This is a genomic window from Streptacidiphilus sp. EB129, from assembly GCF_041262645.1.
GTDB lineage: Bacteria > Actinomycetota > Actinomycetes > Streptomycetales > Streptomycetaceae > Streptacidiphilus.
The window spans coordinates 1-26,466 of record NZ_JBGCCS010000029.1 but is presented as its reverse complement, the minus strand read 5'-3'; the positions used below and the strand labels follow the sequence as shown (position 1 = coordinate 26,466).

26 protein-coding genes and 1 pseudogene are annotated in these 26,466 nt (G+C 70.3%); 11 read left to right on the top strand and 16 right to left on the bottom strand.

The genetic code is table 11. The features are described from left to right. Positions 1–62: 62 nt before the first annotated feature. Together ABH925_RS28180 and ABH925_RS28175 are read right to left on the bottom strand one after the other, a co-directional pair. Positions 63–488, bottom strand: coding sequence for a hypothetical protein (locus ABH925_RS28180; RefSeq protein WP_370152183.1), 426 nt, complete (start codon positions 486–488; stop codon positions 63–65). Positions 489–661: 173 nt separating this feature from the next. After that, positions 662–1,282 (bottom strand): MerR family transcriptional regulator, encoded by a 621-nt coding sequence (locus tag ABH925_RS28175; protein ID WP_370152180.1) that lies wholly within the window; start codon positions 1,280–1,282, stop codon positions 662–664. Between the two features lie 226 nt (positions 1,283–1,508). Here ABH925_RS28175 and ABH925_RS28170 point away from each other — a divergent pair, with 226 nt between their 5' ends. Further along, complete coding sequence (locus tag ABH925_RS28170) at positions 1,509–1,931, top strand: DUF3291 domain-containing protein (protein WP_370152177.1); 423 nt, start codon at positions 1,509–1,511, stop codon at positions 1,929–1,931. 102 nt (positions 1,932–2,033) lie between these two features. On the opposite strand, the gene ABH925_RS28165 is transcribed toward ABH925_RS28170, so the two are convergent. The 3 genes from ABH925_RS28165 to ABH925_RS28155 form a co-directional block, all read right to left on the bottom strand. Beyond that, a complete protein-coding gene (locus ABH925_RS28165) occupies positions 2,034–4,574 on the bottom strand; it encodes a collagenase (protein WP_370152175.1) in 2,541 nt (846 codons plus the stop codon). Between the two features lie 222 nt (positions 4,575–4,796). Continuing rightward, complete coding sequence (locus ABH925_RS28160; RefSeq protein WP_370152172.1) at positions 4,797–6,062, bottom strand: RNA polymerase sigma factor; 1,266 nt, start codon at positions 6,060–6,062, stop codon at positions 4,797–4,799. A gap of 18 nt (positions 6,063–6,080) precedes the next feature. Further along, positions 6,081–6,443: a YciI family protein gene (locus ABH925_RS28155; RefSeq protein WP_370152170.1), complete on the bottom strand. Its 363-nt coding sequence runs from the start codon at positions 6,441–6,443 to the stop codon at positions 6,081–6,083. A 198-nt stretch (positions 6,444–6,641) separates the two neighbouring features. Between ABH925_RS28155 and ABH925_RS28150 the strand changes: the two genes are divergently transcribed. Then, positions 6,642–7,118, top strand: coding sequence for a DUF6069 family protein (locus ABH925_RS28150; protein WP_370152167.1), 477 nt, complete (start codon positions 6,642–6,644; stop codon positions 7,116–7,118). A gap of 50 nt (positions 7,119–7,168) precedes the next feature. Here the strand turns inward: ABH925_RS28150 and ABH925_RS28145 are convergent, their stop codons facing one another. From ABH925_RS28145 to ABH925_RS28130, 4 genes and pseudogenes are all read right to left on the bottom strand, one after another. Continuing rightward, a complete protein-coding gene (locus tag ABH925_RS28145; protein WP_370152164.1) occupies positions 7,169–7,813 on the bottom strand; it encodes a LysE family translocator in 645 nt (214 codons plus the stop codon). A 68-nt stretch (positions 7,814–7,881) separates the two neighbouring features. Further along, a pseudogene (locus ABH925_RS28140) lies at positions 7,882–8,079 on the bottom strand (MOSC domain-containing protein); the annotation flags it as partial. A 6-nt stretch (positions 8,080–8,085) separates the two neighbouring features. Beyond that, positions 8,086–8,868 (bottom strand): maleylpyruvate isomerase family mycothiol-dependent enzyme, encoded by a 783-nt coding sequence (locus ABH925_RS28135; RefSeq protein WP_370152162.1) that lies wholly within the window; start codon positions 8,866–8,868, stop codon positions 8,086–8,088. A 151-nt stretch (positions 8,869–9,019) separates the two neighbouring features. Beyond that, positions 9,020–9,412: a DUF427 domain-containing protein gene (locus tag ABH925_RS28130; protein WP_370152159.1), complete on the bottom strand. Its 393-nt coding sequence runs from the start codon at positions 9,410–9,412 to the stop codon at positions 9,020–9,022. Positions 9,413–9,624: 212 nt separating this feature from the next. Here ABH925_RS28130 and ABH925_RS28125 point away from each other — a divergent pair, with 212 nt between their 5' ends. Both ABH925_RS28125 and ABH925_RS28120 read left to right on the top strand, forming a co-directional pair. After that, a complete protein-coding gene (locus tag ABH925_RS28125) occupies positions 9,625–10,371 on the top strand; it encodes an SDR family NAD(P)-dependent oxidoreductase (RefSeq protein ID WP_370152156.1) in 747 nt (248 codons plus the stop codon). 201 nt (positions 10,372–10,572) lie between these two features. Next, positions 10,573–11,178 carry a TetR/AcrR family transcriptional regulator gene (locus ABH925_RS28120; RefSeq protein ID WP_370152153.1) on the top strand — a complete coding sequence of 202 codons (606 nt, stop codon included), beginning with the start codon at positions 10,573–10,575 and terminating at the stop codon, positions 11,176–11,178. Positions 11,179–11,334: 156 nt separating this feature from the next. Here the strand turns inward: ABH925_RS28120 and ABH925_RS28115 are convergent, their stop codons facing one another. From ABH925_RS28115 to ABH925_RS28100, 4 genes are all read right to left on the bottom strand, one after another. Then, entirely contained in the window at positions 11,335–12,840 is a 1,506-nt protein-coding gene (locus tag ABH925_RS28115; protein WP_370152151.1) for an MFS transporter, read from the bottom strand. 2 nt (positions 12,841–12,842) lie between these two features. Next, positions 12,843–13,589, bottom strand: coding sequence for an MBL fold metallo-hydrolase (locus ABH925_RS28110; protein WP_370152148.1), 747 nt, complete (start codon positions 13,587–13,589; stop codon positions 12,843–12,845). A 45-nt stretch (positions 13,590–13,634) separates the two neighbouring features. After that, entirely contained in the window at positions 13,635–14,441 is an 807-nt protein-coding gene (locus ABH925_RS28105) for an alpha/beta fold hydrolase (protein WP_370152145.1), read from the bottom strand. A gap of 182 nt (positions 14,442–14,623) precedes the next feature. Next, positions 14,624–15,400: an SDR family NAD(P)-dependent oxidoreductase gene (locus ABH925_RS28100; protein WP_370152142.1), complete on the bottom strand. Its 777-nt coding sequence runs from the start codon at positions 15,398–15,400 to the stop codon at positions 14,624–14,626. Between the two features lie 164 nt (positions 15,401–15,564). On the opposite strand from ABH925_RS28100, the gene ABH925_RS28095 reads away from it, so the two are divergent. Then, on the top strand, positions 15,565–16,488 hold the full coding sequence (locus ABH925_RS28095) for a helix-turn-helix domain-containing protein (RefSeq protein WP_370152140.1): 924 nt from the start codon (positions 15,565–15,567) through the stop codon (positions 16,486–16,488). A gap of 18 nt (positions 16,489–16,506) precedes the next feature. Here ABH925_RS28095 and ABH925_RS28090 read toward each other — a convergent pair whose 3' ends face one another. Both ABH925_RS28090 and ABH925_RS28085 read right to left on the bottom strand, forming a co-directional pair. Next, positions 16,507–17,955 carry a sensor histidine kinase gene (locus ABH925_RS28090; RefSeq protein ID WP_370152138.1) on the bottom strand — a complete coding sequence of 483 codons (1,449 nt, stop codon included), beginning with the start codon at positions 17,953–17,955 and terminating at the stop codon, positions 16,507–16,509. Beyond that, positions 17,936–18,613 (bottom strand): response regulator transcription factor, encoded by a 678-nt coding sequence (locus ABH925_RS28085; protein ID WP_370152136.1) that lies wholly within the window; start codon positions 18,611–18,613, stop codon positions 17,936–17,938. The genes ABH925_RS28090 and ABH925_RS28085 overlap by 20 nt, the downstream gene beginning before the upstream one ends. Before the next feature lie 350 nt (positions 18,614–18,963). Between ABH925_RS28085 and ABH925_RS28080 the strand changes: the two genes are divergently transcribed. From ABH925_RS28080 to ABH925_RS28055, 6 genes are all read left to right on the top strand, one after another. Next, positions 18,964–20,091, top strand: a complete 1,128-nt coding sequence (locus ABH925_RS28080; protein ID WP_370152133.1) for an ABC transporter substrate-binding protein — start codon at positions 18,964–18,966, stop codon at positions 20,089–20,091. A 5-nt stretch (positions 20,092–20,096) separates the two neighbouring features. Further along, the gene (locus tag ABH925_RS28075) at positions 20,097–21,839 is read left to right on the top strand and encodes an ABC transporter permease (protein ID WP_370152130.1); all 1,743 of its coding nucleotides are present in this window, start codon (positions 20,097–20,099) and stop codon (positions 21,837–21,839) included. Positions 21,840–21,886: 47 nt separating this feature from the next. After that, positions 21,887–23,068 carry an ABC transporter ATP-binding protein gene (locus tag ABH925_RS28070; protein ID WP_370152128.1) on the top strand — a complete coding sequence of 394 codons (1,182 nt, stop codon included), beginning with the start codon at positions 21,887–21,889 and terminating at the stop codon, positions 23,066–23,068. Positions 23,069–23,099: 31 nt separating this feature from the next. Continuing rightward, positions 23,100–23,810: a GntR family transcriptional regulator gene (locus ABH925_RS28065; protein ID WP_370152125.1), complete on the top strand. Its 711-nt coding sequence runs from the start codon at positions 23,100–23,102 to the stop codon at positions 23,808–23,810. A 77-nt stretch (positions 23,811–23,887) separates the two neighbouring features. Continuing rightward, positions 23,888–25,258, top strand: coding sequence for an acyclic terpene utilization AtuA family protein (locus tag ABH925_RS28060; protein WP_370152123.1), 1,371 nt, complete (start codon positions 23,888–23,890; stop codon positions 25,256–25,258). After that, entirely contained in the window at positions 25,255–25,575 is a 321-nt protein-coding gene (locus tag ABH925_RS28055) for a DUF4387 domain-containing protein (RefSeq protein WP_370152121.1), read from the top strand. The genes ABH925_RS28060 and ABH925_RS28055 overlap by 4 nt, the downstream gene beginning before the upstream one ends. Positions 25,576–25,662: 87 nt before the next feature. Here the strand turns inward: ABH925_RS28055 and ABH925_RS28050 are convergent, their stop codons facing one another. After that, complete coding sequence (locus ABH925_RS28050; RefSeq protein ID WP_370152118.1) at positions 25,663–26,346, bottom strand: MBL fold metallo-hydrolase; 684 nt, start codon at positions 26,344–26,346, stop codon at positions 25,663–25,665. Between the last annotated feature and the right edge of the window lie 120 nt (positions 26,347–26,466).

The following is a 26,466-nucleotide window of genomic DNA, read 5'->3' as shown; positions in this document are numbered from 1 at the left end:
CGGACAGGCCGACCACGCCCGGGGATTGGCCGGGCGTGGTCGGCTGGATTCAGCACCGCGGGTCAGCGCACGGAGACGGTCACCGTGGTGGACACCGCACCGCCACCGACGATGCGCAGCTGATTGGCGCCCTTGATGCCCAGCTCCACCCGCAGGGAGTAGGCACCGCTGCGGGTCACCGTGGTCACGGCGGGCAGCGAGACCCAGTGACCGCCACGGAACTGCTGCAGCGTCAGCTGGGTGCCGGCCTTGATGTGGCTGGTCTGGCCGGTGATCTGGAACAGCTGCCAGGCACCCACGGTCGAGCGGCTGCTGTGCGCGGTGACGCTGGGGGCGGCCACCTTGGCCGTCGCGGCGGCCTTGGCCGTAGCGTCCGTCGGAGCCGCGGCGAAGGCACTGCCCGCGGGCAGCAGAGCCGCGCCGGCGAGAGCGGCGATGACGGCGGCGGCACCGAGAGTACGGGCACGAAGAGGTGTACGAGCAGACATGGCGGATCCCCCTTGGGACGGTCGTGCGGTGAGTGGCTCCTGCGGCTTGCGCCACACAAAGATTCCCAAGGGGATGTCCACAGCAGATCATGGGATCGTCACAGTGAAGCAACAGCATACGAACCGATCATATGCGTCCGCCACGAACGGGACGCCCCTGGATGCAGCGGCGGTCAGCCGCCGTGCCGCACCGCGGACTCGTGCTCCTGGGCCATCCTGCGGAGCGCCAGCAGGGCCGGCTCCAGCAGGACCGTCAGCAGGACGGCCCGCTCGGCCCGCGCGAGCGAGTCGTCCGCATCCTTCAGTTGGTCGAGGTCCAGAACCGCGGTCTGCTGGGCGAGCTCCGCGTACGGGATCAGGGTGCGCCAGGTGCAGTCCGCGCCGAGGGAGCGCAGCGACTCCAACGTCTCGGCGATCACGCGCCGGGCGGGGGCGAACTCGGAGACCTGCCACCCCATCTGTGCCACCAGCGCGTTCACGTCGGAGGTGCCGGGCCCGTCGTCGGGCTCCTGGTCCTTGTCCACCGGCATGGCGCCGAGCACGAGACCGAGCACCTGGTGCATGTCGGCCTCGTGCTCGGCGACCGCGCTCAGCACCTCCCTGGTGGCGTTGACCGTCAGTCCCCGTACCCCGATCAGGGCCCGGATCAGCCGGAGCCGCCGCAGGTGCGCCTCGCCGTACTCGGCCTGGGTCGCGGCGGTGGCCCGCCCCGGGGGCAGCAGCCCCTCGCGGAGGTAGAACTTGATGGTCGCGCTCGGTACCCCGCTGCGCCGGCTCAACTCAGAGATTCGCAATTCGTCCTGCCCTTGACTGGCCACTGGCCACTGGCTGCTGCCAGTGTCTCGCTTCCGCTGCTGACACTCCCCGCTCTGTAGATAGTTTCACTCGCCAAGCGGGAGAGCGAGCGCTGCCGGCCGAACCCGGGGCGCTGGAGCTTGGTGACACTCGACGACTAGCATTGGATACCTGGACTGTCTAATATAGATACTGCTACTCACCAACGATGAAGCGGGGCAAACGGTGCCAACTCTTCCCTGGACGATTCCGAACCCGGCCACGCCAAACACTCAGGCGTTCGCCATGGCGTCGCGCTTCGAGGTGCGGTCCGCCAAGGACGTGCCGCGCTTCTTCCTGAAGTCGCTCTCGGCGTGGCGTCAGGTGCGTTCCGCGCCCGGCGCATTGGGCGCGTCCCTGATCGCCCAGCCGCTGAAGCGGACCTTCTTCACGCTCTCCGCCTGGGAGGGTCGTGACGCCCTCTACGCCTTCGCCAGGACGGAGCCGCACCGCGGCATCATGAGCGGCCTGCGTTCCACCATGCGGGGCTCGACCTTCACCTTCTGGGAGCTGCCGGTGGAGGAGCTGCCGCTCACCTGGGAGAACGCCAAGCGGCGCCTCGCCGAGCAGGCACGACTGGACGCCGCCGAGGACAGCTCCGGCCGCTGATCGGGGCCGCCTTCCCGCCCCCGGTCGGATGAGAGGTGCCCCGGAGCCGGGGGGCTTCGGGCCACCACTGTCACGTGCCGGCACGCTGGGGCGTGGTCGTGGTCAGTACTGGGTGGTCACGGTGACGCCGCTGAACGTGGTCTCCGCGTAGAGGCTGATGTAGCGGTAGCCGGCGGTGGTGTTGGTGAGGGTCAGGCTCTGGTCGGTGGTGCCGTTGACGAGCGAGCCGTTGGTGTAGGCGTTCGGCGTGGCCCAGGCGTTGGGGTTGTAGAGCAGGTAGGCGGTGCCGGTGCCGCCGTTGCTGTTGATCTTCAGGGTGGTGGTGCCGGCCGGCAGGTAGAGGTAGTAGTAGTCCAGGTTGCCCGCGGTCGCGGACTGGTCGGCCCGGAAGCAGTTCTGACCCAGGACCCGGGTGTCGGCGGCAGCGCAGGCGGTGAGGCCGCTGACGGTGACGGACTGGGTGATGCTGCTGGTCCTGCCGTTGGTGTCGGTCACCGTGAGGCTGACGTTGTAGCTGCCGGCCGCACTGTAGGTGTGCGACGGGCTCTGGCTGGTGGAGCCGGTGCCGTCGCCGAAGTTCCAGGCCCAGGAGGAGATGCTGCCACTGCCGGCCTCGGTCGACCGGTCGGTGAACTGGACGGTCCGGGCAGCGGGGGCGGCGGCGAAGGCGGCGGTCGGGCTGCCGCCGACCACGCAGGCGCCGGCGGCGCAGGCGTCCAGCCAGGCGGTGAAGTCGGCGTCGTACGCGGTGCCGATGGAGTTGTAGACCGCGTAGCCGCCGCTGTAGTCACCCGTGCGGAAGTGGCCCAGCATGGCGGAGACGACGTCCGGGTGCTTCTCGACCATGTACCGGACGGCCAGGTAGCCCCACGGGTAGGTACGGGTGGTGTCGCTGTTCTGGTAGGTGTTCTGGAAGAGCGTGCTGAGCGCGTAGGTGTGCTTGGGCGCCTCGGCCACCGCACCGGCGTCGGTCATGTTCCGATAGCTGTAGGAGACGTATTCGGCCACGCCCTCGATCCACCAGACGTCCGGGACGGTGGTCTGCTGCGTGAAGTCGCCCTTCATGTCGAGGCGGCCGTCGAGTGCGTGGGTGTACTCGTGGTTGAGATTCCAGATGCCGGCGGTGAAGCCGTCGTTGCCGTTCTGGTAGGTGATCGAGATCGGCTGGTTGGTGGTGCTGGTCGGGTCGCCGACCAGGGTCATGCCGCCATTGTTGGTGCTGATCCCGTAGATCCCGCCCGCGTAGGTCTGGTAGTCCTGCGGGGAGGCGAAGACCACCATCTGCAGCGAGTTCTCGTACTGGCCGGGGATCGGGCCGTTGTCCTTGACCAGGTTGTGGAAGAACGGGTCCTGGCCCTGCAGGCTGGCGCAGACGGCGGACAGGTCGGCCGGGGTCAGGCTCTGGGCGAGGATGCTGTGTGTCGAGTCGCAGGTGTGACTGATCGGCAGGGCGGCGGCCTTGAGCTGCTGCGGCAGGTTGCAGACGCCGTAGTAGGAGCAGTTGGCCGGGTCGTAGTAGGCGGCCATGCCGGCGACGCCGACCCAGAGCGCGGAAGTCGGGCCGGTGATCGAGGAGTTGTCCATCAGGCCCTTGATCAGCGGGCGGACGGTGGCCACCAGGGCCGGGTGCTCGATGAACCGAGCGGTCTCCAGACCGGCGTTGGAGGTCAGGAAGGAGTTGCCGGTGCCCAGCAGGTCCCTGTGGTTCAGCGCGAAGCTGTCCAGCGTGGTGATCAGGCTCGGGTCGGCGGTGACCGCGGCGACGTAGGCCGGGTTCTGGTGGCCGCGGAAGATCGGGGTGAACACGCTGTTGACGAAGTTCACCATGTACCAGGAGGAGTCGTACGAGCTGTTGTAGCCGTTCAGCACCTGCTTGTACGTGCTGATGTAGCGGGCCTGCAGGTTGGCGCTGTCGCTGAGGATCATCGCCTCGCCGGCGATCTGGCCGTTGCTGTCGCTCACGTCGCTGAAGTGCGAGCCGGCGACGAGCGGGTCCAGGCCGGCCTGCACGGCTCCGGTGAGCGCGGCGTCGTAGGGGCCGACGTCGTTGGGGAGGTAGTACTGCACGTAGTACCCGGCCTGCAGGAAGTACTCCAACTGGTAGATGCCGGTGGAGTTGTCGCCGGTGTAGGAGGAGGCGGCGCTCTGGAAGCCGCTCGCCACGGCCAGCATCTGGCTCTCCTTGAACACACCGGCGGCGTCGCTGCCGCTGGTGAGAAAGAGCGAGCTGATGCAGTCCTGAGTTGAGCCCTCGATGTAGCCGACCAGGGCAGAGCCGGTGCGGCTGCTGAAGTCGGCCGGGGTGCAGGAGGTGACGGCGTTCGCGGCCCGGCCGGCCGCCCCGGCGGCGGGCTTGGGCGCGGGCGCTCTGGGGGCGGGCGCTCTCGGGGCGGTGGACTGCGGGGAACGCGGGGGCAGTTGGGCGGGGGCGAGCCTGCCGTTCTGTACGGCGGACCGGTCGTCGGCGCTTGCCATGCCGCCGGTCGGCGGCAGGCCGCGGTTGGTGTTCGCGGCCTGGCTGACCTGCTGAACGGGCTTCAGCGGCGCGGCGGCAGAGCTTGGGGCGGCGGCGAACCCGGTGACAACCGTACTCGCGACGGCGAGCACAGCCACCGTCGCGGGCAGCCGAAATAGCTGACGCATCGTCACTCCGTGGTGGGGGGCCGGTAGATGCGCCTCAGGTATGGATCGTGGAGGCGTTGTCAGGCACAGTCCCACGCACCAGGCGCCAAATCAATAAGATGTGACATGTTATATGCTTTATCTCGGCCGCACCCTGCTGTGGAACAGCCCATACCTGTCCAGATGGCCTGAATCGGGCCACGGGTATCGAGGGAACAGGCCTCCGACGTCAGCGGCACGCACTCAGCGTCGGGACTCCAGGTCGAGGAAGCGGCCGGTCAGATACCGCCGCTCGGGGATGCTGGCGGTGCGCCGCGCGGCTTCCCGGTAGTCGGACGCGGCCGCGTCGTACTCACCGGCGAGTTCCCGCAGATGTGCTCGGGTCGAGAGGAGACGATGGCTGCGTGCCAGTCGGCTGTCGGCCTCCAGCGACTCGACCAGTCTCAGGCCGGCTCCGGGCCCGTGCACCATGGCGACGGCGACGGCCCGGTTCAGCGTCGTCATCGGGCTCGGCTCAGCCATCTCCAGCAACTCGTACAGGCCGAGGATCTGTGGCCAGTCGGTGGCTTTCATCGACGGGGCCTCGTCGTGGACCGCCGCGATCGCCGCCTGCAGCTGGTACGGTCCGACCTCACCGCGCGGCAGCGCGTCCGAGATCAGCGCAACACCCTCGGCGATCAGCGACTGCGTCCACAGCGTCCGGTCCTGCTCGGCCAACGGGACCAGGGCTCCGTCGGGGCGCGTGCGAGCCGGGCGCCGGGCGTCGGTCAGCAGCATCAGAGCCAGCAGCCCCGCCGTCTCACCGTCGTCGGGCAGCAGGCGGCGCAGCAGCCGGGTGAGCCGGATCGCCTCGTCCGACATGCTCGGCGCGGTGAGTTCATCGCCCGACGAGGCGGTGTAACCCTCGTTGAACACCAGGTACAGGACCTGCCGCACCGCGCGCAGGCGCTCCGTCGCCTCGCCTTCCGGCAGCTCGAACCGTATCCCCGCCGACCTGATCGCCGCCTTCGCGCGGCTGATCCGCTGCGCCATCGTCGCTTCCGGCACGAGAAACGCCGCCGCGATCTGCGCCGTCGTCAGTCCCCCGGCCGCGCGCAGCGTCAGAGCGATCTGGCTGGGCACGGACAACGACGGGTGACAGCACAGGAACAGCAGCTTCAGGGAATCGTCCCGGTCGCTCCTCGCCGCATCGGGATCCGCGATCGCGTCGGCGGGACGGCCAAGCAGTTCGGACTGCGGCGTCGCCGCGAAGACCGCGTCCTCTCGCCGCCGCCGCGAGTCCTCGCTGCGCAACTGGTCGATCAGCAGGCGTGAGGCGACGGTCAGCAACCAGCCGCGCGGGTTGTCCGGAATCCCTTCCCCCGGCCAGAGCCGTGCTGCCCTGACCAGCGCTTCCTGTGTGGCGTCCTCGCAGACGTCGAACCTGCCGTAACGACGCGTCAGCGCGCCGACGATCCGCGGCGCCAGCTCGCGCAGCAGGTCGTCGACGCGCCGAAGGCCGTCCGTCATGAGGCGGAGTCCTGCGTCTCAGGCGTCGGCGGCGGACTCGTGCAGGATCGGCCAGACCTCGGTCGGGTTCTGGTCCGCCCACGGCATCTCCGCGGCGAGCTCGTAGGCGCGCTCCTCGCTTTCGACGTCGACGAGGTAGAAGGAGGCCATGTACTCCTTCGTCTCCAGGAAGGGACCGTCGCTGACGACCGGAGCCCCGTTCCTGCGCGACACCAGCTTCGCCGCCGCGGCGTCGGCCAGCCCGTACCCGCCGAGCAGCTCCCCGGTGGCCTGGTACTTCTTGTTGTACGCGTCCTGTTTGGCGATCTCGCGCGGCCAGTCCTCGGCCAGGAGGCTCGCCCACTTCTCCTGGTTGCCGTAGATCATGAGCAGGTACTTCATGGCGGGTTCCTCTTTCCGACAGGGCACGCCCGGCGCGCCGTGGTCGACGCGCTCCCACCCAAGGGACGGAGCCGCTGCGCCGTTCTCGACACGCCCGGCGAGATCTTTCCCGGAAATCTTCGGGCCCCCGGTGTCGAGAACCTCGGACGGGCTCCGTCTTCCGGGTAAGGGCATCACCCGAGACCGCAGGAGGACGCCATGACCAGCCCGACCGATTCTATGTCCGCCCCCGCGTCCAGATCGGACGCCTCGCCGACCGCGACGCTCCTCGCGCGCCGCCCGGCCTGGCAGGTCTGCTACCTCTCCGCCCTGGCCGCGTGCGTCGCGGTCGAGGCGTGCGGGCTGCTTGCCCGCGCGGCCGGCGTGCCGATGCGTGCCGCCGGGCTGGGCTCGCAGCACGCCACGTCCATCACCGTGGGGATGTTCGCGATGGGGACGATGATCGTCACCTTCTGGTTCACGTTCGCCGTGATCCTGATCGCCCGCGTCGCGAAGCGCCCCGCGCGCACCTACCTCCGGACCGCGCTGCCGCTGCTCGCCCTGTCGCTCGTCGTGCCGCTCACAGCGGCGGACACTGCCGTATCAACCAGGCTGACCCTCGCGCTCGCCCATGTGATCGCGGGTGCGATCATCATCCCGACGGTCGCGAGGCGACTCCCCCGGGCCCGCTCGTAGCCGCCCTGCGCCGGCCTGGACGGCGGCGGCGGGAGAGCTGGACGGGAGAGCTAGGCGGGAGCCCCTGACGCATGGTCGGTTGCCAGTTTCACGGCCAGTGCCCCCAGCACCGTTCCCATCAGGTACCGCTGGACCCGAAGCCATACCGGGCGGTGGGTGAGGAAAGCCGCGATGGTTCCCGCGGCCAGGAGAATCACCAGGTTCACCGCCAGACTGACGGCGATCTGGATGCCGCCCAGGACGAACCCCTGGAGCAGCACGTTCCCCGCCCTGAGGTCGACGAACTGCGGGATGAGGGAGAGGTACATGACGGCGATCTTCGGGTTCAGCAGGTTCGTGATCAGCCCCATGGAGAACAGCCGCCGCGGCGAGTCGGGCGTCAGCACCTGCGGATCGAAGACGGAGATCCCGCCCGGCCTGAGCGCCTTCCAGGCAAGCCAGGCCAGGTATGCGGCTCCTGCGAGTTTCACCGTCAGGTACAGCCCTGGGACTGCCAGGAAGACCACTGACAGGCCGAGATTGGCCGCACCGAGGTAGACGAGGAAGCCGACGGCGACACCGGCCAGCGAGATCGCTCCCGCTCGGCGGCCCTGCGTGATGCTTCGCGAGACGAGATACATCATGTTCGGGCCGGGGGTGAGCACCATCCCCAGAGCCACCGCCGAGACGCCGAGGACCGCGTTCATTTCGATCATGTGGCAAGCATCGACGGTACTGGCGTTAAGCACCAGCGATCATATCTTCAGGCATCGCTTTAGCGCTCCTACACAATGGAGCGCTTGCGGGCCAGCTCCTTCTCCTCCAGCGGCAGCGCCTCAGCGACCGGCAGCCGCGGCAGCAGGTCCGGTTCCAGGGTCATCGCACGGAAGACGAGCGCGACGGTCACGTCGTGGTCGGGTCGGTGCACGATCTCGACCGGATCAGCTGCGCGGATATCACCGGGCTCGATCACGCGCAGATACTGTCGTCACGCCCAGTCCTCCGGTTCCCAGGCGTGGAGCAGTGCGAGCAGCTCCGGGTCCCCGTCGAGTTGCAGGGAGTCCACCGAAATGCGTTGGTACAGGTAGAGGACCAGATCACTGGCCGTGCCGCAAATGGAGAGGCCTGCCGCGTCCGGGTCCTCGCCGGTAGCGGGCAGCCGGGTGGTCCGTGCACCGTCGCCGTCGACCGTGAGGCGCCAGGAGCGGCCCTCGGTGGCGTGGAAGTCGAAGGCGGTGGGCTTGTGCGGCCAGGCGCTCGTCGTGAAGGCCGTGATGAACAGGTTCTCCTCGACACCGTCGAGCGCCACCTCGGCCGGCAGCGGCTGTGGGGCGCCCACGGCGACCTGAGCGTCGTACGTGTGCACCGCGATCTCCTGGACCTGGTGCCGGGCGACGCCACCGGCGGTGTGCGGCGTCTGCGTGTTACCCCAGCCGGTGAAGCATCCCTGGTCCGGACCGGCTTCCCGCAGGGCCGCCAGCAACAACTCGGTTGAGGCGGCCAGCCAGGCCAGCACGGCCTCGCGCTCCTGCGGCGCGACCGCCTCCCCCTGGGCCGGGGTCCTGGACGTGGCGTCCGGCCCGGCGGCGACGGTGGCGGCCCAGCGGCGGCGGCCCTCGCCGATGTGCTGCACCAGGTCGGACAGCGTCCACTCGGGGCAGGTCGGCACGGGCAGGTCGAGGCTGGGCGCGGCGGCGATCGCGGCACGGAAGGCGGTCGCACGTTCGTCGATCAGCCGCAGCAGATCGGGAAACTCCAGAGTCTTATGCACAGCGGCAGTTCTACCACCTTGATCCACTTGCCCGACAGCGGTTTTCCCAGCCGGTGCGGCGGAGCGCTCCGGCCTTGGCGAGCCCACGCTCGGGCTTCCGCTACGCCAGAGCCGAGCCCCGCGTCTCAGGCGACAGACCCACGATCCACCTCTAGGGTGCCTCGACCACGACCTCGACGCGGTCGGTGTAGAAGGCGACATGGCCGGCGATCGGCGCGACCGACTCGTAGGGCTCGCGGTAGGTCCACACCGCGTCCACCAGTCGGCCCTCGGTGTCCGGGTTCTGGGGGACGGTGATGCTGTAGTAGGACGCGTCTCCCTTGTAGGGGCAGTAGGTCTTGGTGTCGCTCGATGCCAGCAGCGTCTCGTCGACGTCGTCCAGCGGGATGTACTGCACGGGCGGGTAGGCCGCCTCACGTAGCGTCAGGGCCTCGGTGGTGTCGGCCACGATGCGCGCGCCGATCCGGACCAGCACGCGCCGTCCGGTCTTCTCGATCGTGATCGGGTGGTCCGGCCCGGGGACCTTGGGTTCGCGAATCGCCATGAATCTACCCTCTCCCTGCTTCTCATTCAAGCTGCAAGCCAGACCAGTCTGTCTAAAGGCCACTGCAACCGTAGTCATGCCCCTTCGGATGCGTCAAGTCAAAGCTGTTCTGAACATATTGGCTGCGTTCGATTGACGAGACAGGGTCGTCCTGTTTAGCTGAACGAAGAACTTAGACAGACCAGTCTACCTACCCACCCGGGAGTCCAACAATGAACCAGCCCGTCGTTCTGATCACCGGTGCGCTCACCGGCATCGGCCGCGCCGCCGCCGTCGCCTTCGCCCAGAAGGGGGCGAACGTCGTCGTCACCGGGCGGCGTGACGAGGCAGGCAAGGCCCTGGCCGAGGAACTGCGCGCGCTCGGCACGGAGGCCGAGTTCATCAACGCCGACGTCCGCAACGAGGACGACGTCCGCGCCATGGTCGACCAGACCGTCGCACGCTTCGGACGCCTCGACGTCGCGGTCAACAACGCCGGAACCGAGGGCCGACCCAGCCCGATCACCGACCAGACCGCGGAGACCTACAACGCGACGTTCGACACGAACGTCCTGGGCGTGATCCTGAGCATGAAGCACCAGGTCCGGGTCATGCAGGGACAGGGCAGCGGCAGCATCGTCAACATCTCCTCGACGTACGGGCACGAGGGAGCGGCCGGGGCGTCGGTCTACGTCGGCAGCAAGCACGCCGTCGAAGGCATCACCAAGTCGGTGGCCCTGGAGGTCGCCGCGTCGGGAATCCGGGTGAACGGCGTCGCCCCCGGCCCCACGGACACGGGCATGCTGACCCGCTTCACCGGCACCCCGGAGAACAAGGCCGCTCTTGCCGCGGAGGTTCCGCTGGCTCGCCTCGGCCTCTCGGAGGAGCTCGCCGCCGCGATCGTCTTCATCGCCTCGGAGCAGGCGTCGTACGTCACCGGCCACATCCTCAACGTGGACGGCGGCCACTCCGCCGGCTGATCAACCACCGCACATCAGCACGCCGGCTCAAGGAGAAGCACGCAGTGCGGGCTGGAGGCGGTCACCGTAGGGCGGCGGCCGCCTCCGCGCGCTTCACCGGGAAGACTGATCGGTCCAGGCTTGTTTCGTGGGGTGAACAGCCAGATAGGCCGCTACGCGGAGCGGTAGGCTGTACCGCCAGTCTGGAAGAGGGAAGCAGCCATGCCGATCAAGGTCACCACCGCCGCGAAGCCGTCCGCGCGTGAACGTCTGCTGGCCGCAGCGGACGACCTGTTCTACCGCGAGGGCGTGCAGAGCGTCGGCATCGACCGCATCGTGCAGCAGGCGGGCGTGGCCAAGGCATCGCTCTACAACCTGTTCGGCAGCAAGGAACAGCTCGTCCAGGCCTACCTGGACGCCCGGCACGCCAACACCCGGGAACAGGTCGAGCGGGCCCTGACCCGGTTCCGGACGCCGCGTGAGCGCCTGCTGGGGGTCTTCGACGCGCAGGGCCAGTTGTTCACCGAACCCGGCTTCAACGGCTGTGCGCACATGACCGCCAGCGCGGAGGCGCAGCCCGGTAGCCCCACCGAGTGCGCCGCGGACCGGTACCGCCAGTGGGTGCGCGCCATGTTCACGGACCTGGCGCGGCAGGCCGGGGTCGCCGACGCCGAAGGCCTGGCCAGGCAGCTGCACCTGCTCTACGACGGCGCCGGAGTGTCGGCACGCATGGACCACGACCCCTCCGCGGCCACGACCGCCCGCGCGGCGGCCGCGGCCCTGTTCGACTCGGCAGCGAAGGAGCCGGCCGCGGCCGGCGCCAGGTAGCAACCGGCCCGAGCCATCGTCCGGCAGCGCGACGTCCGAGCAAGCCCCGACGCCGCCCGCCTGGCCTGCACGGCTCCCGCCACGCAGAGGACGGGCACAGGGTCACCGACAGCGCGGCGCCCGCAGGCAGCGCCGCCGTACGGCCCTGACGACGCATCACGCCGGTGCGCCTCCGCGTAGCCGGGGCGCGCCGCCCAAGGTGGGCACGGGGTCGGCCGGGAAGCGTGTGGCGACCCGTGCGGCGGTGGCGGTGGCGCGGCGGGTGGTGGTCGCCAGGCCGATGACCGCGATGGCCAGGCCGCCTGCGGCCAGGAGCCACCAGCCCGGGTGGCTGGCGGCGGCGAATCCGGCGTGGCCCGGGGCCCGGGTGCGCGCGGTGACGATCGAGCCCAGGACGGCGACGCCGAGGTTGTTGCCGATCTGGCGGCCGGTGGTGGTGATCGCGGCGGAGACTCCGGCCTGGGCGCGCGGCATGCCGGCGACGGCGGAGTCGGTGATCGGGGTGTTGACGAGCCCGAAACCGAGGCCGAGCAGCACGTAGGCGCTGAGCAGGACCGTCCCTGGCGTGGTCGGGGTGAGCGTGGTCAGCATCAGCGCGGCCGCGGCGATCAGCAGCCCGGCGGCGACCAGCGGCGGGCGTGGGCCGCGCGCGGCGGTCAGCCGCCCGGACAGCGGTGAGGCGATCGCGATGCCGGCGGCCATGGGCACGGTCAGCAGGCCGGCGTGCAGCGCGCTGTAGCCGCGCACCTCCTGCAGGTACAGGGTGTTGAGGAACAGGAAGCCGGACAGGACGATGAACGCGGTGACGGCGACGACGAAGGCGCCGGTGAACGGGACCGAACGGAAGAACACCGGGTCGACCAGAGGTTCTTCGCGGCGTCGTTCGTAGCCGGGCAGTACCGCGGTCGCGGCTGCGGCCAGGACGAACAGGGCGATGATGGGGGCGCTGCCGTACCCCTGGCGGGAGCCCTCGATGATCGCGAAGATCAGCGAGGTCAGGATCGTGACCACCAGCACCTGACCGCCCGGGTCCGGCCGCCGCGCCGCCGCGGCCCTGGACTCGGGCACGAGCACCGCGGCCAGTACGAGGGCCGCCACGCCGATCGGGATGTTGATCCAGAAGATCGAACGCCAGCCGGCCGAGGCGACCAGCAGGCCGCCGACCACCGGTCCTGCGGCCAGGGACAGGCCGACCGTGGTACCCCAGAGCCCGATCGCGCGGGCCCGCTCCCGTGGATAGGGGAAGGCGTGGGTGATGATCGACAGGGCGACCGGGTTGAGCATGCTCGCTCCCAGGCCCTGGGCGATCCGGAAAATGATCAGCCAGTCCAGGGTCGGGGCCAGGGAGCAGGCCAGCGAGCCGGCGGTGAACAGCGCCAGTCCGAACTGGAACACCCGCCGCCGCCCGATCCGGTCGGCGGTGGATCCGGCCAGCAGCATGAACGCGGCAACCGCCAGGGTGTAACCGTCGACGGTCCACTGCAGACCGCTGACCGGGGCGTGCAGGTCCTGCCCGACGGCGGGCAGTGCGACGTTGACGGCGGTGGTGTCCAGGGCGGTGATCAGCAGGCTCAGGCAGCACACCGCCAGAACCAGCCCTGCCCGTCGACGGCCGCCCTCCGTCGGTGTCGTGGGCGTGAGAAAGCCCTCGGTGTCGGTCATGGTCAGAGCTCGATTCTGATGCCGGGGTCGACGATGCGGACGCTGGTTTCCGGGGCCAGGTCGCGGGAGGCGTCTCGGTAGTGCTGCGGGTTCTTGTCGCTGTGGGTGATCAGCCGGTCGCCCAGGAAGCCCTTGGTGAAGGCGTAGTGGTGCGGGACGGCCAGCTCGGGCCTGAGGATCGCGGTCAACTCGGCCGCCTCCTGGGCGTTCATGACGACCTGCAGGTTGTTGGCAGGCCGGATGTGCAGGCCGTTGGTGGGCAGCAGCGCGAGCGAGATGTGCCCCAACCTGTCGGGGATCTCGGCGAGTTCGGGGATGAGCATGGTGTCCCCGGCGAAGTACACCGCCTCGGAGCCGGCCCGCAGGACGAAGGTGACCTCGTACACGCCGTGCTTGGCCGGGGTCGCGGTGATGGTGACACCGCCGACCTCCAGGTCCTGCCAGGGCTTGAGGGGGGTGACATCGGTGAAGCCGTGCCTGCGCGCCGCGTCGACGACGGTCTCGGCGACGAACAGCGGGACCGAACGGTCGCGGTAGGAGGCGAAGGCCTCCAGGTCGCAGTGGTCGTAGTGCTCGTGGCTGATCAGCACGCCGTCGAGCCGGGGCAGATCGGGGATGCCTACGGCGATCGGCTCGCCCTGGTAGTAGCCGGGACGGGTGCTGAACCACGGGTCGGTCAGGAAGGTCCGGCCACCGATCTCGATCAGGTGGCAGCTGTGGGTGATGCGGGTGACTGCGGTCTTGGGCATGGTCGGATCTCCTTGAACGGTGGGGGGTCGGCAGGTGGTTGCGGCTCAGCGGGCGAAGGCGGAGAAGTCGGTCTCCGCGCTGTCCCAGATCGCGTCCACGACCTGGTCGGGCGTCTCCAGCTGCGCGTTGTGGCCGGTGTCCACCAGCAGTTGGAACCGGGCCATGGGGATCGCGGCGGCGTAGGCGCGGCCGTAGCCGGGGTCCACGATCCCGTCGCCGTCTCCCCACAGCACCAGGGTCGGGATCTCCAGCGTCCCCAGGCGTGCGGCCAAGGTCGGGTCGGTCATCGCGGCGCCCGCGTAGACGGCGATCGCGTCCCGGTTGCCGGCCGCGACGGCCTGCGCCGCCGGGGGCAGGGTGGCGGCGTTGAAGCGGAACGGGTCGGGGTTGTGGAAGCTGAGCTCGAAGACCTGATCCATGGTCAGGGAGAAGAAGTCGGCGACGGGGTGGCCGGGGACCTCGATCCCGACGGCGTCGATCAGGACGATGCCGCTGACCCGTGGCGACTGCAGCAGCGCGATCTCGGCAGTGATCCAGCCGCCGATCGAGTTGCCGATGACGGTCACGTCGCTCAGCTCCAACTGGTCGAGCAGTGCCTGGTAGAGCGCGGCCAGACCGGCGACGGAGTCCAGGGCCCCGGGCCGGAGGGTGCCGCCGAAGCCCGGGTGGGTCGGGACGAGCACGCGCACGTCGTGGGTGGCGGCGAACGTCTCGGCGAACCCGGTCACCGACTGCGGGCCGGCCCCGCCGTGCAGGAGCAGGAACGGCTGCCCGGACCCGTATTCGGCGACGGACACCTCGACCGGGCCGATGCCGGCGTGGGGGACGGAGTACTGCGTGGTGGTGCCCATGGCTTTCTCCTCGATCGTCTACCGGTCCCGACAGGTCCGGAGGTATAGAGAGATCTCGTTATTGGAGTTGACTCTCATGAGAGTAGGCGCCTCGCCCGCTTTATGCAAGTCAACTCTCATGATGAATGCCAACTATCTATGGCAGCCCCTGGCACGTGGGTCGCGGGTCGCAGGCGTGCCTGTTACGCGATGTGCGGATTGCCGTTCGAGGCGCCGAGCCCGCCGTCGACGCGGATGTGGGCCCCGTTCACGTAACTCGCGGCCGGACTGGCCAGGAACGTGATGACGGAAGCCGCCTCGGCGGGCTCGCCGAAGCGTCGCATCGGCACCCGGTTGAGCGCGGCGGCGACGATCTCGTCGCTCTGCAGGAATCCCGCGGTCATGTCCGTGGAGATCATGCTGGGGTGGACGGCGTTGACCCGCACGCCTTCCGCGCCGTGGTCGAGCGCCATCGCGTTGGTCAGATTGGTCACCGCGCCCTTGGCGGCGTCGTAGGCGGCCAGGCCCCAGTCACCGCCGAGCCCGGATGCCGATCCGACATTGACGATGCTGCCGCCCACGACGCGCAGATGCGGAAGCGCGGCCTTCGAAGCGAAGAAGACCCCGTCGACGGCGGTGGACATGACGCGTCGCCAGCCCGCCGCGTCGATGTCGGACACGGAGCCCAGCGGCTCGCACGTCGCGGCGTTGTTGACCAGGACGTCCAGCCGGCCGTGGTCGTGGGCCACGGCGTCCACCAGCCCGGTGATCGCCTCCTCGTCCGAGACGTCACCACGCCGGGCGATCAGCGTCGAGCCGGCCGGCGCGTCGGACACCACTGCGTCCAGCTTCGCCTGCGTCCGGCCGATGATCACCACCGTGGCGCCGCCGGCGGCGAAGAGGCGAGCGGTGGCCGCGCCGATGCCCGACCCACCGCCGGTGACGATGACGACCTTGCCCGTGAACGTGTCCTCAGCCATCGGAAATCTCCAATCCCTCAGGTATCAAGCGCTGTTGTCCGGGGGTTGTCCCTGCCCTGGAAGCCTAGGAAGATCGGTACAGCGCTGGCTTGAACCTCAGCGCCATCCGGGCAGAACGTCCGCGCCAGGCGGCGTCGGAGCGACGACCGAGGGGGCGACCGGCGATGGACAACAGTGGAGCCTTCGACGCCTTTCGCAGCGGCTGGGAGACGGAGATCGGCGACGGCTTCCCGCTGCCGACCTTCAGCGAGGCCACAGCCCGTGACTTCCGGGTCAGGAGCCGCGCCACCACCGTGGGCGATGTGGCGATCACCGATCTCCACGGCGCGTCGGCCATCCGGACCGAGGGCCCCCTCACCGGCGTCGAGGACCAGGTACGCATGTACGTGGTCCAGCGCGGGTCCTGGGCCCTGGGCGCCCCGCTCGCCCGGGGTGAACAGACCATCGCGGCCGGGCAGTTCCTCGTCCGCCACATCGGACGGCCGCTGCACTTCGAGACGGTGCCGGACACGACGGCGAAAGTCCTCGTCCTGCCCGCCGCCCTGCTCAAACCACTGCTCGGGGAACGACAGAGCGTCAGCGGGCCGGCCGACGCCGCCGAGGTGCGGCTACTGGTGGCCCACTCGAACATGATCTACGAAACCGTTGCCGATCTCGGACCGGCGGGAGTGCAGGCCGCCCACAGCACGCTCATCGAACTGGCCAAGGCGGTTGCCAGGCGTCGGGTCGATGACGCCGAGACCCGGCTGGCACCGGCGCTCGCCCGGGCCGCGAAGGATCTCGCGGACAGCCGTCTGGCCGACCCGGAACTCTCCGGGGCGATGCTGGCCCGTGAACTCAACGTCTCCGTACGCAACCTGCAGCGCGCGTTCGCCACAGCCGGAGAGTCGGTGACCTCCTACGTCCGCCGGCGGCGGTTGGAAGAGGCCCGACTCGCCCTCACCGCACCCTCCGGCCGGCTGAGCGTCTCCGAACTCGCCGCCCACTGGCAGTTCGCCGACAGCAGCCACTTCATCCGGGCCTTCAAAAAGCACTATGGCCGGACGCCCACCGAGTACGCCCGCTCGACGATGTCGGCGGGACGCTGAACTCCGGTGCGAACTACGTCATCTGACGTCCGGGCCGAAGTCGGCCGGCTGGGGGTGCGCGGGCAGTCGGACGGTGAACCGTGCTCCCTGGCCCTGGGCCGCGTCGCCCGCGTCCGGGATCGCCGGGCCGACGGTGATGGTGCCGCCATGGGCGGTGGCGATGTCCTTGGCGATGGAGAGTCCGAGTCCGGTGCCGGTGGCATCGCCGGGGTGGCGGGTGCGGGATGCCTGCAGCCGGACGAAGCGGTCGAAGACCCGCGCTCGGTCGGCGGGAGGGATGCCCGGGCCGTCGTCGGCCACGGTGAGCACGGCGGTGGCGGGGCCGTCGGTGGTGACCGTGACCTCGACGCGGTGTTCCGCGTAGCGGTCGGCGTTGTCGAGCAGGTTGCGGATCAGGCGGGTGAGCTGGTCCGGGTCGCCCAGGACGGGTGCGTGGTCGCCGGTGCGGAGGTCGACCGGGACCCGGGCGGGTGCGGCACCGATGGCGGTGCGGGCGAGTGCGGCGAGGTCGACGGGTTCGCGTCGGGTGATCAGGGTGTCGTCGTCGGATCGGGCGTGCAGCAGCAGCGCCTCGACGAGGCGTTGCAGGCGGGTGGTCTCGTTGACGGTGCGTTCGGCCAGTTCGGGCCAGGGTGCCTTGTCGGGGTGGGCGAGGCCGACTTCCATGGAGGTGCGGATGGCGGCGAGCGGGGTGCGCAGTTCGTGTGAGGCGTCGGCGACGAACCGGCGCTGGCGGGTGGCGGAGGCGTCCAGGCGGTCGAGCATCGTGTTCAGGGTGCGGGCGAGGCGGCCGATCTCGTCGTCGCTGGCGGGTTCGGGGATGCGGCGGTGCAGGTCGCTGCCGGTGATCTCGGCGGCTTCGGCGCGCATGCGTTCCACCGGCCGCAGGGTGCGTCCGATCAGCAGCCAGGAGATGCCGACCGCGGCGAGCAGGACCAGCGGCAGGGCGTAGAGCAGGTGCCCCTGGACGTCGCTGGTGAGGATGCCGAGCAGTTGGGTGGAGCCGCCGACGTAGACGACCGCCGGGGTCGTGCCGATGACGTAGCGCTGGGCCACGATCCGTTCGTCGCCGCGGCCCGGCGAGGAGGGGGCGGGCCGGGGTGTGGTGGTGCCGGCCGGGAGGGTGTACAGGGCCGGCTGGCCTGCCACGTTGGCGGTGGCGGCGATGACGCGGCCGGAGGAGTCGACGACCTGCGCCCACACCGAGGCGTCGCCGGGGGCGGCCGGCAGGGGCTGGGGCCAGCCGCTGGTCCCGGCGGAGCGGGCCAGGGAGTCGGCGTAGGAGCTCAGCGTGGTCGTCACGTTCGATCGCACGGCGCTGACGAGGGTGAACACCAGGACCGCGGTGGTGAGTGCGACGGTCACGGTGATCGCCAGGGCGGCGAGCGCGGTCAGGCGCAGGCGCAGTGAGCGGCCGGACCGGCGCGGTCGCGGGTGTCCGGGACGGTCAGGCGTGCTGCGGGTCAATGCGGTACCCCGTTCCTCGGACCGTCTCGACCAGGGCGGTGGGGAAGGGCTGGTCGATCTTGCGGCGCAGGTGGTGGATGCGAACCTCGACCACGGCCGGCGAGGTCTGGACGTGGTCGCTCCAGCAGTGTTCCAGCAGTTCGGTCTTGGAGACCGCGCGTCCGTCGGCGCGCAGCAGGTACTCCAGGATGGACAGCTCACGTGGCGTCAGGGTGACCTCCTGGCCGGCGCGGTGGACGGTGCGGGTGGCGGGGTCCATGGTCAGGTCGCCGGCCTGCAGCAGCGGGGGGCGCGGTGGTGCGGTGCGGCGCAGCAGGGAGCGGATGCGGGCGAGGAGGACGGGGTAGACGAAGGGTTTGGTGAGGTAGTCGTCGGCGCCCAGGTCCAGGCCCTCGGCCTGGTCCAGGGCCGCGTCCATGGCGGTGAGCATGAGGATCGGGGTCCAGTTCCCGGCGTCGCGCAGGCGGGAGCAGACCTGGTAGCCGTCCAGGCCGGGAAGCATCACGTCGAGGATGATCAGGTCGAACGCGTTCTCGGTGGCTTCCCACAGGCCTTCGTTGCCGTCGACGGCCAGTTGGACGGCGTACCCCTCGGCCTGCAGTCCCCAGGTCAGGGATGCGCCGAGGGATTCGTCGTCTTCGATCACGAGGATGCGCATGCGTCAGGCCTTGGTGTCGGTGGCGGAGCACTGCGGGAAGGGATCAGGGCTGCTCCCGGCGGATTGTGCCAGGCATGGATCAAGCATGCAGGGACGGGCGCGTCTCCGCCGTGCTGTCCCGAAGGTAGAGGGGACCACCTTGCGTTGTGCTTACGCCGCGGACTCGCGGATCATCCGCGTTTCGTGCACGTTGGTGACAGATGACGGGAGGGTTTCTGGACCCTTGACATCCGGATAGGCCGATGCTCTCATGTGTTGCCATAGCAAATGCCTACCGGCTGGTTAGGTGGTTTCTTCCCTTGATGAGCGCATTGCTATAGCAAATACACTTCTCCGAGAGAGGTCCCGACATGCTCACCCGACGTGCCCGTTCCACCGCCGCCCTCGCGGTCACCGCCCTGGCTCTGGGTGCCGCTGTGGCCGGCTGTTCGTCCAGCGCCGTCCCGGCGACGACCGCCCCGTCCGCCGCCCCCTCGGCCCCGGCGTCCGTGGCCGACCTGACCGCGAGGTCGCACAGCGAGTCCGGACTGATCATGTACGGCAACACGCCCAGCGCCGTGATGAAGCCGCTGCTCGACAGCTTCACCAAGGCCTATCCGTGGATCAGGCCGCAGTACTCGCAGCTGTCGGACAATCAGGTGTACACCAAGTTCGAATCCGAGCACGCGCAGAGCGCCCGCACCGCGGACCTGCTCATCTCCGACTCGATCCCGCAGGCGCTGCAGGCGGAGACCAGCGGGCTGATCGCCGACGTCACCCCGCAGGGTCTCGCGGACTTCCCCGCGTACGTCAACCAGGGCCACGGCATGTACGTGATGTCGCCGGACCCGGTGCTGGCGACCTGGAACCCCCGGCTGATCTCCGGCGCCCGGGTGCCGACCACCTACGCACAGCTGGCCGCGGACGCGAAGGCCAACCCGTCCACGTACCCGCTGGTCAGCTACTCCCCCGCCAACCCGCTCGGCTACAACGCGGTCTACGGTCTGGTCCACGTCCTGGGCGCGGACCAGACCTACTCCGACCTGGACGCCCTCGGCCCGCGGACCAAGACCTTCGACGAGGGGCTGGACGGACTGAACCACCTGGTCGGCGGCGCCGCCTCGTTCGGCTGGCTCGCCTCCGGGCTCTCGCAGTCCGTCATCCCGCAGTACAAGGGCCTGGCCGCGTACGGCTACATGCAGGACGCGACCCCGCTCACCCCGCGCCTGGTCGCGCAGACCGCCGGCGCCGCCTCTCCCGCCTCGGCGCAGCTGTTCCTGGACTTCGTCTACAGCAACCCCGGGCAGCAGGTGATGTGCGCGGCCGGTATGGAGGCCTCGATGACCAACTTCCAGTCCGCGACGGGCTGTACCGCCGATCTGACCGACCTGGCCAAGCACGTCCCCGCGGGCACCACGTACCTGGTCCCGGTCTCCCAGGACGTGGTCAACCAGCAGAAGACCATCACCGACCGCTGGAACAAGGCCCTGGGCCGCTGAGCACCATGACCCCGCACACGCTCGCCGCCGCTCCGGTCGCCCCGCGCGACCGGCGCCGCCGCCTCCTGCCGACCGCCCCGGGCCAGTACCTGGTGTGGGCCGCGGTCGCCCTGCTCGCCCTGGGCCCACTGGTCCCGCTGGTCATCACCTCGCTGCTGTCCAAGCCCTACTACCTTCCGGGAGGCGTGTTCAGCCTCGACGCCTACCGGCAGCTCCTCGCCGACCCGGCGTTCCGTCAGGCCGCCCTGAACACCGGCGTCTTCGCGCTGACCGCCACCTCCCTGGCGCTGCTGCTCGGCGCCACGTTCGCGATCCTGGTCACCCGCACCGACCTGCCCGGCAGGCGCTGGCTCGGCCCGGCCCTGCTGGCCCCGCTGCTGATCCCGCCGCTCGGCCTGATCGTCGGCTGGGAGTCCCTGTACGGGCCGGCCGGCTACCTGACGCAGCTGTGGCACAAGAACCTGCACCTGCCCGTCTGGAACCTCACCTCGTTGCCCGGCATGTCCGTGCTCGGCGCCGTGGTCACCCTCCCCATCGCCTACGTCACCTGCAAGGCCGTCCTGGAGGGCGCGGACGGCACCCTGGAGGACGCCGTCCGCGCCTCCGGCGGCGGCACCCTGCGGGTGCTGCGCACCGTCACCGTCCCGATGCTGCGCACCGCGCTGCTCGACTCCGGCATGCTGATCCTCACCCTGTGCCTGGAGGTCCTGGGCATCCCGCTCTTCCTCGGCCGGCCCGCGAACATCGGCTTCATCGCCAGCTACCTGTACGACACCTGGTCCAATAGCGTCCTGCCCGACCCGCCGATCGTCTCCGCCGGGGCGATCCTGCTCCTGGTCGTGGCCTCCGCCCTGCTGATCGTGCGCGGCAGGCTGCTGCGTCACGCCGGCCGCTACACCGCCGGCACCCGGGCCACCCCGCCCGCGCGCCTGCTGCGACTGGGCCGCTGGCGCCGGCCGGCTGCCGCGCTCATGGCCGGCTTCGTCGCCGTCACCTGCGTCATCCCGCTCCTGGGACTGGCGCTGATGTCGAGCGTCACCGACCTGACCACCCTGGTCGCGCCCTGGCACCTGTGGACCACGACCAACTGGCAACAGGTCTGGGACGACCCGACGTTGCGCCGGGCGATCACCGACAGCCTGATCGTCGCATCGGCCGGCAGTGTCGTGACCGTCGCGCTGGTCACCGTCGCGACCGTCATCGCGGGCCGCTCCACCTTCCGGCTGCGCCGCACCCTGCCGGCCCTGCTCGTCTACCCCCGGGCCACCCCCGGCATCGTCTTCGGCGTCGGATTCTTCTGGCTCTTCCTGATCGTCCCGTGGCCCGGCGCCATGCTCCGCACCAGCCTGTGGGGCGAGCTGCTGGCCCTGTGCGTGCGCAACATGACCCTCTCCTACATCATTCTCGCCCCGGCGCTCGCCCGGATCAGCCCCGAACTGGCCAGGGCCGCCGCCTCCACCGGCGCCGGCTGGTGGACCACCCTGCGCCGCATCACGGTGCCACTGCTGCGCCCGGCGATCATCAGCGCCCTGGTGCTCATGTTCGTGACCCTGGTCAGCGACTACGACCCGGTCGTGTTCCTCTCCAAACCCGGCACCGAACTGCTCGGCACCACCATGCTCCAGACCTGGTCCAAGGGACTGCCCGGCCCCGTGGCCGCCCTGGCCCTCATCCAGGTCCTGCTGGTGGCCCTCGCCCTCGCGGCGGGCCTCGGCTGGACCGCACGAAAGAGGCAGCACCATGCGTGACATCCCGATCCGCCCGCTCACCGCGGCCCTCCGCACGGAGGACGGACATGCCTGAGATCTCCGTCGACCGGCTCAGCCAGACCTTCGGCAGCACCCGCGTCCTGGACGAGGTGAGCTTCACCGTCCCCGACGGCCGGTTCGTCACCCTCCTCGGCCCGTCCGGCTGCGGCAAGACCACCACGCTCATGTCGATCGCCGGGTTCCACACCCCGCAGGGCGGCGCCATCGCCCACGGCGACCACATCCTGTTCGACGCCGCGCGGCGGCGCAACGTCCCCGCCGAACAGCGGGAGCTGGGGGTGGTGTTCCAGTCCTACGCGCTGTGGCCACACCTGACGATCGAGCAGAACGTCGGATTCCCCCTCAGGATCCGCCGCACCGACCGCGCCGAGACCAGGCGCCGGGTCGCCGAGGTCCTGGACCTGGTCGAGCTCGGGCACCGGGCCAAGGCGCACCCCCATGAACTCTCCGGCGGCCAGCAGCAACGCGTCGCCCTGGCCCGCGCCCTGGCCCACGGCCCCAGCGCGCTGCTGCTGGACGAGCCGTTCTCCAACCTGGACGCCAAGCTGCGCGAACGCGCCCGCGAATGGCTCGGCGAGCTGCAGCGCGACCTGGGCATCAGCACCGTCTTCGTCACCCACGACCAGACCGAGGCCATGGCGATGAGCGACCAGATCCTGGTCATGAACGGCGGCCGCATCGTCCGCTCCGGCACCCCGCAGGAGGTCTACCACCGGCCCGGAAGCCGATTCGTCGCCGAGTTCCTGGGCCGCTGCAACTTCCTGACCGGAACCGCCCGCCGCACCGGCCCCGGCGCCTTCGCCCTGGAAGCCCCCGGCCTGCCCGGCGGCGTCCCCTTCCGGGCCGACACCGCGCCGCCGCCCGGCGCCGTCACCCTGGCGGTCCGCCCCGAGGCCCTCACCCTCCACACGGACGAAACCCGCCCCGGCTGGCGCGCCCGGGTCACCCGCACCACCTTCCTCGGCGACCACTACCTCCACACCCTGCAGCTGGGACCCCACATCCTGCAGGCCCTCGGCACCCGGCACCTGACCACCCCGGCCGTGCTGGTCGACCTCGACGCCGGCGCCGCCACCGTCGTCACCGACGACCCCGCACCCGACGACACGGCACCCCACGACGCGGCACCTTCCGGTCTCGCGGACACCGGTCCGGTACCCGCCGAGCCGGGACCGCCGGAGCCGTCCACCACCAGCCGGGCTGTTTGACAGCTTGCTGTAGCAGACATCAAATAAGGCCATGAATCTCCCCGAACTCAGCGCCCAGTCCCTGGCCGACCAGGCCTACCGGGCCCTGCGCGCCGCGATCGTCGGCGGCGACCTGCCCTGGGGCGACAAGATCACCGAAAGGGGCCTGGCCGCCGACCTGGGGGTCAGCCCGACGCCCGTCCGCGAGGCCCTGCGCCGCCTGGAGCAGGAACAGCTGGTCGAACGCACCGGGCCGCGCTCGCTGCGCGTGGTCACGGTGTCCCCGCAGGCCCGCATCGAGAGCGCCACCATCGAGGCCGCGCTGGAGGGCGTCGCCGCGCGCCTGGCCGCCGACAAGGCCACCCCCGAACAACTCGACCGGATGGAGGGCCTCCTGGACGCGGCCGACGAGGCCGCCGAGTCGCTGCGCGCCGACCGTGACGCGGGCCGGGAGCTGGGCCCCGACCAGATCGAGCAGATCTTCAACGCGGTCCGGGACTTCCACGCCCAGGTGGAACTCACGGCCGACAACGCCCAGTTGTCCCGCACCCTGGAGCAGGTCCGGGCCTTCAGCCGCTCCGAGCGGCTGCGGATCGCCTCCGCCCAGATCCACGCCGGCGGCACGCCCGGGCAGGTCCAGCGCTACGGCCAGCACCGTCAGATCCTGGACGCGCTGCGCGACCACGACGGCGATCTCGCCGACCGACTCGCCCGCGCCCACGCCTCATCAGGCTCAAGCGACCTCGTCGGCTGGGACCACTGACCACCCCCTCCACCCGCCAAGGGTGGCCCTTGCCCCATCTGCCATAGCAAATAGCATAGGACGGAGAGTGACTCAGCATGGAAATCAGGATCCTGGCGCCCACCGGCGCCCTCGGCGCGGGCTTTCGCGCCGAATCCCTGGAGCGCGGGGTGGCGATGCTTCCCCACGTGATCGCCTGCGACGCCGGCTCCACCGACAGCGGCCCCTACTACCTGGGAACCGGGGAGCCCAAGCTGTCCCGCGAAGCCGTGAAGCGGGACCTGCGGCTGCTGCTCAAGGCCCGGGACTCGCTGCGGGTACCGCTGATCATCGGCTCCTGCGGCACCAGCGGCCGCGACGTGGGCGTCGACCTGGTCGCCGGCATCGCCCGCGAGATCGCGGCCGAGGAGGGGCTGAGGTTCGCGCTCGCCCTGGTCTACGCCGACCAGGACCCCGCGTACCTGACCGAACGCTACGAGCAGGGCCGCATCCGCCCCCTCGACCCGGCCCCGTTCGTGGACCTCGACACGCTGACCGGCAGTCAGGTGGTCGGCATGATGGGCGTCGAACCGATCCAGCGAGCCCTGACGCAGGGCGCGGAGGTGGTCCTCGCCGGCCGGGCCAGCGACACCGCCCTGTTCGCCGCGCTCCCCCACGCGATGGGCGCGGATCCCGGGCTGACCTGGCACATGGCCAAGACCGTCGAGTGCGGGGCGGCGTGCGCGATCCCGCCCGGCGCCGACGGCCTCTTCGTCCATCTGCGCGAGGACCACTTCGACGTCGAACCCCTGGACCCCAGCTCCAGGCTCACCCCGCTCTCGGTGGCCGCGCACACCCTCTACGAGAACGCGAACCCGTACCTGATCACCGAGCCCTCCGGCGTCCTGGACACCACCGACGCCGTCTACACGGCCCTGGACGAACGCCGGGTGCGGGTCACCGGCGCCGTGTACCGGCCCGGCGACACCTACACCGTCAAACTGGAGGGCGCCCGGCTGGTCGGCTACCAGACCATCGCGGTCGGCGGGATCCGCGACCGCGTCGTGATCGAGCAGCTCCCCAAGCTGCTGCCGATGGCCCAGGACTACTTCCGCGCCAAGATCAGCGACGTGTTCGGCGGCCGGGTCGACCCCGACGACGTCGACATCGACTACCGCCTCTACGGTCAGGACGCCGTCCTGGGCCCGCTCGATCCGGACCGCGACCGGCCTCCGCACGAGCTCGGCGTCCTGATCACGGTCACCGCCCCCACCCAGCCGATCGCGCACGCGGTGGCGACGTTCGTCGCCCACATCAGCGCGCATCTGCCGATCCCCCAGTACGACGGCCTGGCCAGCACCATCGCCTACCCGTTCTCTCCCCCGGAGACCGATCGCGGGCCGCTGTACCAGTTCACCCTCAACCACGTCGCCGTGCCGGGCGACCCGTACGAGATGTTCCGCACCGTCCACGAGGAGGTGGCGCCGTGACCCGGCTGCTCGACCTGTGCTCCCTGATCCGGTCCAAGAACGCCGGACCGTTCGTCCTGACCTTCGATTTCATGTGCCGCGACCGGGAAGCGTACGAGCTGCTGCGCGCCGCGCAGGTACTCACGCCCCAGCTGTTCGCGGACCTGTACGGGGCCGACCCCGCGCAGGTCCTAGTGGTCCACCACGACCGGGCACAGGCCGTCAAGGTCTCCTTCCCCCGCCCGGTGCGCCAGGGCGATGTCCACGACTCCGACAGCTACGGGGGCCAGCAGTACGCACCGCTCGTCGACCTTCAGGTCCCCGCGCCGCCCGGTTGACCGTTGCCGTCGGCCCAGGTCGCGCGGAGCTCCCCGGGCGCCCTGGCGGATCGGCTGCTACGGCCGGGCGCCCGGCACTGTTCGGTGTCAGGCCAGTTGGCCGACGAACTCGTGGAACGCGGAGACCCCGCTCCTGTCGAGGGGCGTGCCGTGGGCGAAGCCGACGGCACTGACATCGGCGGGGATGCGGGCGAGGCTGCCTGCGCGCAGGCTGGGGTGGGCGGCCAGTGCGGCCGGCCCGAGGGCGAGGTCGCCACGGTGGAACAGCGCGTCGCCGACCAGTACGGTACCGCTGGGCTCGTGGTGGAGCACGATGTGACCGGGGGTGTGGCCGGGCGTGTGCAGGACGCGCAGCCCGCCTGCGCCCTCGATCAGTTCTCCGTCGCTGACGGTCCGATCGGCCGTGAGCGGGGCCCAGTGGAGTGTGGGCAGCCGGTCGATGAGGCGTCCCAAGGCGCCGGAGCGCCCGTGGGCGGGTACCCGTCCGGCCTGGAGCCAGGCGTGGTCGGCGTGGTGGATGAGGATCTGGGCCCCGGTCAGGCGCCGTAGTTCGGCGGCGCCTTGGACGTGGTCGGGGTGGGCGTGGGTGAGGACGATCCGCTTGATGTCCGTGGGCACCAGGCCGCGTTCGGCGACTGCGGCGAGGAGGGCGGTGGGGGCGCCGGCCCAGCCGACGTCGACGAGGGTGAGGCCGTCCTCGCCGTCGACGAGGAAGGCGTTGTCGCGCCTGGTGGTCGCGACGATCTGGATGCCGGGGGCGAGCATGGGCATGACTGGATTCCTGGAGGTTCGAGGGAGTTAGGGCTTGCAGGTAATTAACACGCTTGTTGGATCTTGTTTTGGGCGGCGTCAGGGTTGAGGAACGCCGCGATGTCGGTGGGTGTGCGGAAG